Source organism: Actinocatenispora rupis, assembly GCF_016861975.1.
GTDB lineage: Bacteria > Actinomycetota > Actinomycetes > Mycobacteriales > Micromonosporaceae > Actinocatenispora > Actinocatenispora rupis.
This window is the reverse complement of sequence record NZ_BOMB01000026.1, coordinates 13256-26260: the sequence shown is the minus strand read 5'-3', so window position 1 is coordinate 26260 and position 13005 is coordinate 13256. Positions and strand designations below refer to the sequence as shown.

Below are 13005 nucleotides of genomic sequence, written 5' to 3'. Positions count from 1 at the left end.
CTACGACCGTGGCATGCCGGCACAACCCGCGGGCCGGCGCGGGACCGTCAACCGACGGCGGCCAGGCGCGGCAGGATCGTGCTCGCGAGCGACTCGGCGAACCGCACCGGATGCCGGTCCGGCATCACCTCCAGCTCACCGATCCCCAGCCCCGCGTACGTCTCCGCGTCGGCGAGGAAGGTGTCCGGCGCGTCCAGCACCGGCCCCGTGTACAGGACGGTCTTGGTGATCGCGTCGTAGTCGCGGCCCTCGTCGGCGCAGTGCCGGCGCAGCACGTCGAGCTTGTGCGCGACCTCGTCCGGAGTCGTCGCGAACAGGTTGCAGGCGTCCGCGTACCGCGCGGCGAGCAGCAGCGTCTTCTTCTCGCCGCCGCCACCGACCAGGATCGGCGGATGCGGCCGCGTCAGCGGCGCCGGTACGCACAGCGTCTCGTCGAGGTCGTAGTACCGGCCGCGGAAGGGGCCGTCGTCGGCGCTCCACATCTGCAGGCAGATCCGGAGCGTCTCCTCCAGCCGCTCGAACCGCTCGGCCACCGGTACCACCGGGACGCCCAGGCCACGCTGCTCCCGCTCGTACCAGGAGGCGCCGATGCCGAGCCGGGCCCGGCCGCCCGACAGCACGTCCAGCGTGGTGACGATCTTCGCGAGCAACCCCGGATGCCGGTACATCACGCCTGTGACCAGCACGCCCAGCGTCATCCGCCGGGTCAGCCCCGCCACGTACCCGAGGGTGGTGTAGGCCTCCAGCATCGGCTCGTCGGCCGTGCCCCGGTGCTCCATCTGGAAGTAGTGGTCCATCACCGTGAACGAGGAGACGCCCGCGTCCTCGGCGATCCGCGCCGTCTCGGCCAGGGTCGGCGCTATCTGCGCCGCCTCCGCCGGGGTCGAGTACGTCCAGTAGTGCAGGCCGAGTCGCATGGCGCCCCTCCGATCACTCCGTCGTATCGTCGCACGCCAGGAGGGGTCGGCACGGCCCCGCCGACAACCCCGCCGCACCTCTCCGGTACGGGGTCGCCGGCGGGTCGCCGGTCAGGGCGTCCAGGTCGGCGTACGGCCGCTGAGGCCGAGGAGCCGGTCGAACAGCGGCGCGTCCTCCGGCACCGCGACCGCCGGGCCGAACAGCCCGTCCTGCCCCTTCCCCCCGGTACTCTCCGCCACCGACGAGGCGAACCCGTACGCGGTGTGCACCGCGGCCCCGTCCGGCTCGTACCGGGCGCCGACGGCACGGGCCAGATCCCAGCCGTGCAGGACCAGTTCGTTGGCGGCGACCGCGCCCGCCGCAGACCCCGGCAGGTCGACGCCGCCGACCCGGGTCATGCCGTCCCACGCGTCCGGCGTGCGCCACGCCTCGGCCAGGTCGTCGAGCAGGCCGGGCAGCCGCTCGCGCCAGTCGGCCGGCAGCTCCGCCTTCGTCGGCGCCGCGTTCTGCGCCGCACCGTCCGCCTTCTCCGCCGCGCCGCGGAACGCCACGCTCAACCCGAGTACGTGCGCCAGCACGTCGCGCACCGCGTACCCGTCGCAGGGGGTCACGCCGTCGAGCTGCTCGTCGGCCAGCCCCAGCGTGACGTCCCGCACCTGGCCGGCGACCGGCCCGAGGTCCACGATTCCCATCCGCCCAACCCTTCCGTCGTCGTACGTCACGAGCATGGACGACGGGCGCCGCCGGATCTCATCGGCCCGGGCGGTGATCACAGACGGGCCAGGTCACGGCGGCGGTCGAGTACGGCGTGCCGAGGTCGGTCACCGCCCGGTCGAACGCCTCCGCCTCGGCCGGGCCAGCGAATGCGGCCCGGTCACCGCGCGTCGCCGTGGATCCGGTGCGGGACCGGCAGGTCCACGACGGCAACCCGGTACGCGGTGGCCACGTCGTACCGGGAGAGGACCGCGGCGAGGTCGTCGCGGTCCGGCACCAGGTCAGCCGTCTGCCGTGGACTTCTTCGGCGCCGCCTTCTTCGCGGCCGTCTTCGTGGCGGCGGTCTTCTTCGTCGCCGCCTTCTTCGCCGTGGCCTTCTTCGCCGTCGACTTGGCGGCCGCCTTCTTGGCCGTGGCCTTCTTCGCGGGCGCCTTCTTCGCCGCCGCCTTCTTGCGCGGCGCCGGGCCCTGCGCCCGCTTGTCGGCCAGCAGCTCGGCCGCCCGGTCGAGGGTGACCGACTCGACCGTGTCGCTGCGCGGCAGCGTACGGTTCGTCTCGCCGTCGGTCACGTACAGCCCGAAGCGGCCGTCCTTGACGACGATCGGCTTCCCGGTCACCGGGTCGTCCCCGAGCGTACGCAGGGGCTCCTTGGCGGCGCGGCGACCGCGCTGCTTCGGCTCCGCGAGCAGCTTCAACGCCTCGTCGAGGGTGATCGTGAAGATCCGCTCCTCGGCGTCCAGCGACCGCGAGTCGGTGCCCTTCTTGATGTACGGCCCGTACCGGCCGTTCTGCGCGGTGATCTCCTCGCCGTCCGGCGCGGCGCCGACCACGCGCGGCAGGGTGAGCAGCTTGAGCGCGTCCTCCAGGGTCAGCGTCTCCATCGACTGCGAGCCGAACAGCGACGCGTTCTTCTCGCCGGACGACACGTACGGCCCGAAGCGGCCCGACTTCAGCATCACCGGCTCGCCGGTCGCCGGGTCGGTGCCCAGCTCGCGCGCGTTGGAGTTGCTGGTGAACAGCTCCTCCACCTTCTCCGGTGTCAGCTCGTCCGGCACCGTGTCCGGCGGTACGGACACGTTGCGGCGCGGGCCGTCCGGGTCGGGTGCGGCGTCCTCGTCACCCGGGGCGCGCCGCTCCAGGTACGGCCCGTACCGGCCGACGCGGACCACCACGTGCCGGCCCTCGTCGTCGTCGAACAGCGGGATCGAGTTGATGCCCCGCGCGTCGATCTCGGAGAGCTGGTCGGTGGCCATCCGCTTCAGCCCGCCGGCCGCGGCCACCGAGCCCTCCGCGCCGCTCGCGTCGCCGAAGTAGAAGCTGCGCAGGAACGCGAGCGTCTGTACCTGACCGGCGGTGATCTCGTCCAGCTCGCCTTCCAGGCCGGCGGTGAAGTCGTAGTCGACCAGCCGGGCGAAGTGCCGCTCCAGGAGCTGCACCACGGCGAACGCCACGAACGACGGCACGAGCGCCTGGCCGCGCTTGAACACGTACCCCCGGCGTTGGATCGTCTGCATGATCGACGCGTACGTCGACGGGCGGCCGATGCCCAGCTCCTCCAGCGCCTTCACCAGCGACGCCTCGGTGTAGCGCGCGGGCGGCTGCGTGGTGTGCCCGGACGCCTCCAGCCGGTCGGCGTCGAGCAGCTGGTCGCGGGTCAGGTTCGGCAGGCGGCGCTCGGCGTCCTCGGCCTCGGCGGTCTCGTCGTCCGTCGACTCCACGTACGCCCGGAGGAAGCCGGGCTCGGTGATCGTCCGGCCGCTGGCGCCGAAGTCGCACCGCTCGTTGGTGGTGGAGGTGGCGGACACCCGCACCGACACCGAGTTGCCGACCGCGTCGATCATCTGCGACGCGATCGTGCGCCGCCAGATCAGCTCGTACAGCTTGTACTCGTCGGCGGAGAGCTGCTTCGCCACCGCGCCCGGCGTACGGAACGTCTCGCCGGACGGACGGATCGCCTCGTGCGCCTCCTGCGCGTTCTTTACCTTGCGCGTGTACTGCCGGGGCTCGGCCGGCACGTAACGGTCCCCGTACAGCTCGCGGACCTGCTGGCGGGCCGCGGTGAGCGCGGTGTCCGACAGCGTCGTCGAGTCGGTACGCATGTACGTGATGTAGCCGTTCTCGTACAGCCGCTGGGCGACCTTCATCGTGGTGTCCGACGAGAACCGCAGCTTGCGCGACGCCTCCTGCTGGAGCGTCGAGGTCATGAACGGCGCGTACGGCCGGCGCCGGTACGGCTTCTCCTCGACCCGGGTGACCGTGAACTCGCGGCCGTCGAGCCGGGCGGCGAGACCGCGCGCGCCCTGCTCGTCGAGGTGGATGACACCCGAGTTGGGCCGCACCCGGCCGGTCGCCGGGTCGAAGTCGCGGCCGGTCGCGATCCGGTCGCCGTCCAGCGCGATCAGGTTCGCGGTGAACGTGCGCTGCCCGCCCGCGTCCCGCGCGGCCTCCGCGGCCCGGACCGCGAGGGTGGCCTGGACGTCCCAGTAGTCGGCGGCGTGGAACGCCATCCGCTGCCGCTCCCGCTCGACCACGATCCGCGTCGCCACGGACTGCACCCGACCCGCCGACAGCTTCGGCATGATCTTCTTCCACAGCACCGGGCTGACGTCGTACCCGTACAGCCGGTCGAGGATGCGGCGCGCCTCGTACGCGTCGACGAGGGACTGGTTGATCTCGCGCGGGCTGGACACCGCGGCCTCGATGGCCGGCTTGGTGATCTCGTGGAACACCATCCGCCGGACCGGCACCTTCGGCTTGAGCAGCTGCTCCAGGTGCCAGGCGATGGCCTCGCCCTCGCGGTCCTCGTCCGTCGCGAGGTAGAGCTCGTCGGCGTCCTTGAGCAGCGCCTTGAGCCGGGCGACCTGCGCCTTGCGGTCCGGACTCACCACGTACAGCGGGGCGAAGTCGTGGTCGATGTCCACCCCGTACTTCGCGGTGGACGTGCCCTTGTACTTCTCGGGCACCTCCTTCGCGTCCTTGGGCAGGTCGCGGATGTGCCCGACACTGGCTTCCACGACGTATCCCGGGCCGAGGTAGCCCGAGATGGTCTTGGCCTTCGCCGGGGACTCGACGATGACCAGCCGGGTGGTGCTCTCGGATCGCGGCACGGTACTCCAGTCAGACGATCAGGTGACGCGCGGGCGACGTCCAGCCGCCAGTGGGACAGGATGACACAGCGCCACTCGGTGGTGTGTCCACAGGTTGTCAAACGTAACGCGCCGCTCGCCAGCGGGTTGCGCGGGACACGCGTGCAGGGACATAGTTCGCGTACTGGTCATAGCACCGTCAGTCGGCAGGGCCGGTGCCCACCGGTGCGGCCACATCCACCGAAACCGGACGATCGTCCTGGCGCTGCGCCGGTACCGGGGTGGGAATAGCGGCCAGCCGCTCCGCCGCCAGGCACGCCCGGCCCAGCCCCACCCGGATCCCGACCGCCTCGATCCCGCACTTGACCAGGTACATCTGCGGAATGTTGCCCAGGATCACCACCACCATGTACACCGGGGTGTCGGCGAGGACCCCGAAGTACAGGAGCGGGGTGAGCAGCCAGAGGACGAACGCGTAGAGCAGGTTGCCGGCCAGCCACGACGAGTACCGGTCGACCCCGGGCACCGTGTCCGGGACCGTCGACAGGCCGGCGGCGCGGGCGGCCCGCAGCGCGCCCCGGGCGTACGCGGAGACGAGGACGTTGCAGACCATCACCAGGGTCATGCCGGCCGCGACGGCGATCAGCCACCAGCGGCGCTGCACGATCACCGGCAGCGCGATCGCCAGCGGCGACCCCACCACCGTCGCCCGCATCGCCACCTCGGCGGCCACCGCCGACACCGACGACCGGCCCGTCCGGCGGCCCAGCAGCGGCGTCAGCCCCGCGAACAACCCCTGGTAGTACTTGGCGCAGACCAGGACGAAGCTGAACGCCACCGCCAACATCAGCAGGTTGTGCGCCGGATCCGGCGCCGGGTAGTCGGGCGCGCGCACCGCGTCGAGTACCGGGATCCGGTCCGGGCCGGCGCCGGTGGCGCGCTGGGCGACCGACAGCAGCGGCCCGCCGAAGTCCAACCCCAGCTCACGCAGGGCGTACGTGACGACGAGCAGGCCGGCCAGGTAGAACAGCACCGCCGACAGCAGCGACCACATCAGCAGCCACCCGAGCCGCCCCGTCGTGTATGACTCCTGGCTACGGCGTACCTTGCGCAGCCGCCACTGCCGGCCCGGCGCGCCCGAGAACGGCAGCAGCAGCCCGCGCAGGTTGCCGCGCAGGTCCGCGCCCGCCGGCTGCACCCGCTCCGCGTACGCCGCGCGCAGCGCCCGCAGTTCCTCGGTGAACCGGCGGCTGAGCTGCGCGTACAGCGGGCGGTCGGGTTCGGGGCGGAACAGCAGCAGCCGCCGCGCCGGCGACGCGTCCAGCAGGTCCTCCAGGAACCGCGCCATCAGCGGCGTCTCGGCGTAGAAGTCGTCCGGCACGATCCCGCCCTCGGCCGGCGCGCCCGTGCCCAACGTCACCAGCAACTGCCCCAGCGAGTACAGGTCGGTGCGGTCGGCCGGGCCGTCGTGCCGCACCTCCGGCGCCACGTACGCCAGGTCGGGGCCCGCCTCGCCCGGCAGCGACTGGCTGTACAGGTAGTTCGCGCCCAGGTCGAGCAGGGTCATCGTGAGCGTGCCGTCCTCGGCGTCGGCCACCACGATGTTCGACGGCGACAGGTCCTGGTGCCGCAGACCCACCCGCTCCAGCTCGGACAGCGCGGTGAACAGCGCCGAACCGTACCGCTCCAACAGATCCAGGCGCAGCCGGCGGCCCGGGCGCGCGGCCGGCTCGGCCGCCAACCGCTCCGCCAACGTGCGGCCCGGGGCGAAGTCCATCAGGATCCAGCTCTCCGCCGACGCCCACAACCGCACCAGATGCGTGAGCCCCGAATCCTCCCGCCGGTACCGCGCCGCGTACCCCCGGGTCGCCCGCTCGATCGTCGGAATCTCCAGGTACGGCAGCAGCAGGCACTTCAACGCGAACCGGCGCCGCGCACCCTGGCTCACCCCGCGGCTGCGGCCCGTCACGATGAACGACGTCGTCCCGTGCCGGTGGAACGTCAACGTCGCCGGATCGATCCCCGCCCACTCCCGCTCCGCGTCCGGATCCTCACCCGGCGCGTACAGCTCCATCAGCGCCGCCCGTACGTGCGGGGCGCGCAGCAACGGCCGGCACAACTCGTCGCAGTCGTGCTGCCCCGACTCGCCCCGCCGACCCGACCGGTACCGCTGCGAATGGTCCAACGACAGCATCGTCAACAACAGCACCGCAAGCCGCCCGTACAGCCTGGCGTGCCGCGGCGCGTGCGGGGCCCGGCACCACGCCGACAGCGCCGCGAGCGTGTCGTCCCAACTCGCCTCGTACCTCGCCTCGAACGCCCGGCGGTCCGTCGGCACCGACCGCAGCAACGCACGCCACGCCACCACCGACGCGGAACCCCAACCGGACAACGCCGGCGGCGACTCAGGAAGCTTCGACAGCAGCACCGTCAGGTTGACCCTCGCCAGTCTCGGCACCATCCCCCGCCCCCCTTCGCCCGACCGTCCCGGTACCGCTCCCCGGCCCACCGTTCCCCGGCGTGGCAACACGTCCCGGCCCGCCGAATCCCGTTGCGGCGCCGCTTCCCCGTCCACCGTCACCCTGCGGCTCGCCACTACTCCCTGGCCCGGCGCCGCTGCCCGTTGTGCCGCCGCTTCCCGGCCCGCCGCCTTCCGGTCCGCCGCTGCTTGCCGGCCCGCTGCCGTTTCCCGGTGCGGCGCCGCTTTCGGGTGTGTTGGTGCTCGCCGACCCGGCACCGATTCCCGGTGCGCCGTTGCTTCCCGGACGACCGACACTTCGTGACGCGGCGCCGCTTCCGGGTGTCTTGTTACTTGCCGAGCCGGCGTTACGTGCGCTGGTCGCGGGTGGGCCGTTGGCGGCGGATGTGCCGGTGGCGCACGGGATCGCGGGCCGGCCGTCGTCGTACGGGGGGTCGGCGGCGGGCACCGTGCGCCGGGAGTACGCGATGGGGCGGTCGACGGGGGTGAAACGGGGGACCGTCACGAAACCGTCGCCGGTGCGGCCGGACAGCAACCGGAACGCCGCCTCGTACGAGTGGCGGGCGGCGACGATCAGCCGCGCCGAACTCCGCTCGAACGGCGGCACACCGACCGGCGGCGCCACATCCAGCAGGTACGGCGGGCCGGTCGGTCGCCCGGCCTGCTCCGCCAGCATCGCCACGTCCCCGCCGTACTCCCGGACCGCGCGGCGCCGCGGGCCCACGAGCCCCGGCCCGAGCAGGCGCAGCACGGCCGTCACGGCCAACTCGGCCGGCGCGTACGGGCCGGTCACGGGGCCGGGACGGCGAGTGCTGAGCGAGAGTACGTGCGTGCAGCCGTCGCGCACCGCCAGCCGGTACGGATGGACGGTCAGCATCGCGCCGTCGACCGCCCGGCCCCCGCAGTCCGCCGTGCCCCGCGACACCACCGGCAGCCACGCGCTCGCCCGCAACGCGCCGACCAGCTCGCGATCGTCCGCGAAGCCGTGGCGCAGCTCCGTACCCGGTGGGTCCAGGCGCGTCACCGCGACGTGCAGCGGCGTGTCCGAACCCAGCACGGCGGCGAAATCCAACGGCTTGCTCCGGTACAACACCTCGTCCAGCGCCCAGTCGAGATCCATCGCCCCCGACCGCAGCCGCCACGGCGACAGGAACTCCGGCCGCGTCAGATCGTCGTAGTACGCGGCGAGGTTGCGCCACGAACCACCCGACAGGAAGTACGCGCCGTTCAGGGCACCCGACGACGCCCCGTACACACCGTCGAACACCGCGCCGAAACCCAGATCCTCCAACGCGGTCAGCATCGCCCCCGACAACACGCCACGCATGCCGCCACCCTGGATCGCCAGACCCACCCGCCAGCCGTCCGCGCGGTCACCGCGGGCCAGCCGGTCGCGCAGCACAGCCAACACCGGATGGTCGAGCCGGACAGCCACGCCGTCTCCCGACAGTCGGCGACATACGACGCAATCGAGCGTAGCGCCTCGGGGGAACAGAGATCACGTGGAAGCCGCGAGTTGAGTACGGGACGGGAGGGTTTGGCGACGCTACGCGATCTTGTTCAATTGTCTCATTGTTCAACTGTTCAATTGTTCAACAATGAGACAGTTGAACAATTGAACAAAAACTGGTGCGACCGATTCGCCTCGCCGCGTCCAACGCGACCCGTCACGCCGCCCAGAAGATCCGACGCCCCCTCACGCCGGCCACGCACCGTCCCCCGCACCGGGCGCCACCGGCCCCAGTACGTCCGCGAGCGTCGCCAGCTGCCCGCGCCCCACGATCCGCAGCGCGGGCCCGCTGGTCAGCAGTTCGGCGTCGAATCCGGCGACGCGGAGGGCGGTCCGCAGCGGCTGCCACGCTGATTCGGCGGAGGGCAGCGGCAGGAGGTACCCGAGGCGGTCGCGGCGTCCGCCGGCGAGCGCCCAGAGCCGGAGTACGAGTCCGTCGGCGCGGAATCCGGTCGGTGGCCGGGTGACGGTGCCGTGCAGCCACGCGTCGGCGACGGGGGCGAGTGCGGCGCAGAACGCGGTGCGTACGCCGATGTGGTCGTCGACGGTGGGTACGCGGCTGCCGGCGAGTCCGCGTTCGTCGAAGGCGGCGAGGAGGGCGGCGGCGCGCCATTCGTCGGTGACGACGACGGAGATGCGGGCGGTGCCGCCCATGCGTACGACCTGGCCGGCTCCGGCGAGGACGCCGGCGACGTCGGTGGGGCGGGGTTCGGCGAGTACGGCGGAGAACAGGGACGCCTGGGCGGGTGACGTACGGCGGCGGCGGGGTCGGGCGGGTCGCTCGGGTGGCTCGGGCGGCGGCTCGGGCAGCGGGAACAGCGGTTCCGGGTCGGTGCTCACCGGCACTCCGGTACCTCGTCGAACGCCTGCTGGAGTTGCTCCGAGCGCACCTTGTCGGTGTCGAGCGCGCCGGCGTCGTACTGCTTGTTGAGCTTGTCGATGGCGGTGGTGACGCCGCGGTAGAACGCGGACGAGTCGTCGGTGGGCAGTGTGCTGATGCTGTTGCGGGCCGTCGTGTACGCGTCGCGCGCGGAGCCGAGCGCGGCGGAGAACTCGCCGGCGATCTTCTTGCCGTCGTCGACGTCGGGTACCCCGGCGGCGAGCAGCTTGTCCCGTGCCCGGTCGCTGGCCTTGGCCTCGGCGTCGAGCAGGTTGACGATGCTGACCTTCGCGGCGTCGGGCGTGGTGACGTCCTGCATCTCCCGCTGGGTACGCCCGGTGAGGTCGTTGATCGTGGCGCTCCACGGTTTGACGGCCTGGCAGACGCGTTTCGCCCAGGTCTTCGGCGGTACTCCGGACGAGCCGCAGCCGACCAGCGCGGCGGCGGCGAGCACCGTGACCGCGGCGAGCGCGGCCGGCGTACCGGTGCCGGAACGGACGAGAGCCCCCATGGACCGGAACGGTAACCGGTCCACGGGGGCCCGTGCAGCCCAGCGGCCGCGGCGAGCGGGTCGCCGCGGCCGTCGGTGTCAGGCGGAGACCTCGGCGGTCTCCTTGGTGGCGGCGTCGCCGTTGGACTCGCCGACGGTGATGGTGCGGCGCTTCGCGACGACCATCGCGGCCACGATGATGGCGAGGGCCACCAGCGCGATCGCGAGCCGTACGGCGGTGTTCGCGTCGGTACCGATGGAGAACATCACGACGGCCGGCGCGATCAGCAGCGAGACCAGGTTCATCACCTTGATCAGCGGGTTGATCGCCGGCCCGGCGGTGTCCTTGAACGGGTCGCCGATCGTGTCGCCGATGACCGTCGCCGCGTGCGCCTCGGAACCCTTGCCGCCGTGTACGCCGTCCTCGACGAGCTTCTTGGCGTTGTCCCAGGCGCCGCCCGAGTTGGCCAGGAAGATCGCCATCAGGATGCCCGTGGCGATCGCGCCCGCCAGGTACGCCCCGAGCGCGCCGACGCCCAGCCCGAACCCGACCACGATCGGCGCGAAGATCGCCAGGATGCCCGGCGTGATCAGCTCACGCTGCGCGTCCCGGGTGCAGATGTCCACGACCTTCCCGTACTCGGGGCGCTGGGTGCCGTCCATGATCCCGGGGAAGTCCCGGAACTGCCGGCGTACCTCGAAGACGACGGCGCCGGCGGACCGGGACACCGCGTTGATCGCCAGCATGGAGAACAGGAACACCACCGCGGCGCCGATGATGAGCCCCACCAGGTTGCGCGGGTTCGCCACGTTCAGGATCCCCGTGTACTGCTGGAGATCCAGCGTGCCGAGGCCCTTCATGCTGTCCTTCGCCGCGTTCGTCACCGTGTCGGTGAACGAACCGAACAGCGCGGTCGCCGCGAGTACGGCGGTGGCGATCGCGATGCCCTTGGTGATCGCCTTCGTGGTGTTGCCGACGGCGTCGAGTTCGGTCAGGATCTGCGCGCCCTCGCCCTCGACGTCGCCGGACATCTCGGCGATGCCCTGCGCGTTGTCGGAGATCGGGCCGAACGTGTCCATCGCGACGATGACGCCGACCGTGGTCAGCAGGCCGGTGCCGGCGAGCGCCACCGCGAACAGCGACAGGATGATGCTGCCGCCGCCGAGCAGGAACGCCCCGTACACCGCGGCGGCGATCAGGATCGCCGAGTACACCGCGGACTCGAAGCCCAGGCTCACGCCGGAGAGTACGACGGTGGCGGGGCCGGTCAGCGACGTCTTCGCCACGTCCCGCACGGGCCGCCGGTTCGTCTCCGTGAAGTACCCGGTGAGGACCTGGATGAGGGCGGCCAGCACGATGCCGATGAGGACCGCGACGATCGCGATGACCCGGGGGTTGTGCGTGTTCGCGGCGATCGCGGGGCCGACACCGTGCAGCTCGTGGAACGTGGCCGGCAGGTACAGCAGGGCGGCGACGACGCACAGTACGGCGGAGATCCCGGCCGAGGCGAAGAACGCCCGGTTGATCGCCGCCATCCCGGACTTGTCGGTCTTGCGCAGCCGGGTGATGAACACCCCGATGATCGCGGTGACCACGCCGATCGCGGGCACGATCAGCGGGAACACCAGACCCTCGGTACCGAACGCGGTCCGGCCCAGGATGAGCGCCGCGACCAGCATCACCGCGTACGACTCGAACAGGTCGGCGGCCATGCCCGCGCAGTCACCCACGTTGTCGCCCACGTTGTCGGCGATGGTCGCCGCGTTGCGCGGGTCGTCCTCCGGGATGCCCTGCTCGACCTTGCCGACCAGGTCCGCGCCGACGTCCGCGGCCTTCGTGAAGATGCCGCCGCCGACCCGCATGAACATGGCCAGCAGCGCCGCACCGAAACCGAAGCCCTCCAGTACCGTCGGGGCCTCGCTCTTGTAGATGAGGACGACGACGCCGGCGCCGAACAGGCCCAGGCCGACCGTCATGAAGCCGACCACCCCACCGGTACGGAACGCGATCTTCATCGCGCCCTCCCGGCTGCTCCGGGCGGCGGCGGCGACGCGCAGGTTCGCGCGGGTCGCCAGGGACATCCCGGCCCAGCCGATGAACGCGCTGAACAGGGCCCCGACCACGAAGAAGGCGGACCGGCCGATCCGCACCCCCCAGCCACCCTCGCTGACCGGCAGTGCCAGCAACAGAACAAGGGCGACCACGACGAAGATGCCGAGCGTCCGGAACTGCCGGGTCAGGTAGGCGGACGCGCCTTCCTGTACCGCGCCGGCGATCTCCTGCATCTTCGTGGTGCCCCGGTCCGTGGCGAGTACCAACTTGACCAGGCCGGCCGCGAACCCCAGTGCGACGAGTGCGATGACCGCCGCGATGACCACGTACACGAGGTTCGAGCCGGTCAGGGGTACGTCACTCAGGGACAAGGTCTCGCCGCCAGTGGCGAGAGTGGTGTCCATCCGTCCTCCTGAACCGCGTCTGAGATCCGGTCCGACCGGGACGGCCGGGCCAGTGGACCCGCGTACTCTAGCGGGCCCAACGTGCTCATCCTCACATGTGTGGCCCGGTCGAAACTGTGGGCCATGCCACTGTGTTAATACGATTGGCATTACGGACGTACCTGGCCGGTCGTTCAGATACGTGACCGTCGATGTTGATCAAGGCGAATGGGGCGGCGGAAAACCCTGTGTGACAAGGGATTCGCCGTTCGGTGACCACGCCTTCGGACACGTACGACCCGCGCGACCGCATCCACCAGGAACGATGCGCCGACGCCGTAGAACGTTTTCACCGACATTCCGGAAGTCGGCGATTCATGCCGACCACTCCCACCGCACCGGCCCCGCTCACCCCTCGACCCCGCCAACCCCGCCCCAAAACCCATCTGGTACTCCCGCGCGAAGCACCGGCCCAGCTGGTACTCCTGCCCA

8 protein-coding genes are annotated in these 13005 nt (G+C 71.6%); all 8 read right to left on the bottom strand.

Features of this window, described 5'->3' with window-relative positions:
* Positions 1-47: 47 nt before the first annotated feature.
* On the bottom strand, positions 48-917 hold the full coding sequence (locus tag Aru02nite_RS22715) for an LLM class F420-dependent oxidoreductase (RefSeq protein WP_203660963.1): 870 nt from the start codon (positions 915-917) through the stop codon (positions 48-50).
* 111 nt (positions 918-1028) lie between these two features.
* Positions 1029-1610 (bottom strand): TIGR03086 family metal-binding protein, encoded by a 582-nt coding sequence (locus Aru02nite_RS22710; RefSeq protein WP_203660961.1) that lies wholly within the window; start codon positions 1608-1610, stop codon positions 1029-1031.
* Between the two features lie 303 nt (positions 1611-1913).
* Positions 1914-4739, bottom strand: coding sequence for a type I DNA topoisomerase (gene topA / locus Aru02nite_RS22705; RefSeq protein WP_203660959.1), 2826 nt, complete (start codon positions 4737-4739; stop codon positions 1914-1916).
* Between the two features lie 178 nt (positions 4740-4917).
* The gene (locus Aru02nite_RS22700) at positions 4918-7179 is read right to left on the bottom strand and encodes a protein kinase domain-containing protein (protein ID WP_203660957.1); all 2262 of its coding nucleotides are present in this window, start codon (positions 7177-7179) and stop codon (positions 4918-4920) included.
* Positions 7124-8632 carry a patatin-like phospholipase family protein gene (locus Aru02nite_RS37275; RefSeq protein WP_203660955.1) on the bottom strand — a complete coding sequence of 503 codons (1509 nt, stop codon included), beginning with the start codon at positions 8630-8632 and terminating at the stop codon, positions 7124-7126. The genes Aru02nite_RS22700 and Aru02nite_RS37275 overlap by 56 nt, the downstream gene beginning before the upstream one ends.
* 261 nt (positions 8633-8893) lie before the next feature.
* Complete coding sequence (locus Aru02nite_RS22690; RefSeq protein ID WP_239076878.1) at positions 8894-9547, bottom strand: hypothetical protein; 654 nt, start codon at positions 9545-9547, stop codon at positions 8894-8896.
* Positions 9544-10098: a hypothetical protein gene (locus tag Aru02nite_RS22685; RefSeq protein WP_203660953.1), complete on the bottom strand. Its 555-nt coding sequence runs from the start codon at positions 10096-10098 to the stop codon at positions 9544-9546. Before Aru02nite_RS22685 ends, Aru02nite_RS22690 begins: the two co-directional genes overlap by 4 nt.
* A gap of 78 nt (positions 10099-10176) precedes the next feature.
* Positions 10177-12534: a sodium-translocating pyrophosphatase gene (locus Aru02nite_RS22680; RefSeq protein WP_203660951.1), complete on the bottom strand. Its 2358-nt coding sequence runs from the start codon at positions 12532-12534 to the stop codon at positions 10177-10179.
* Positions 12535-13005 lie beyond the last annotated feature (471 nt).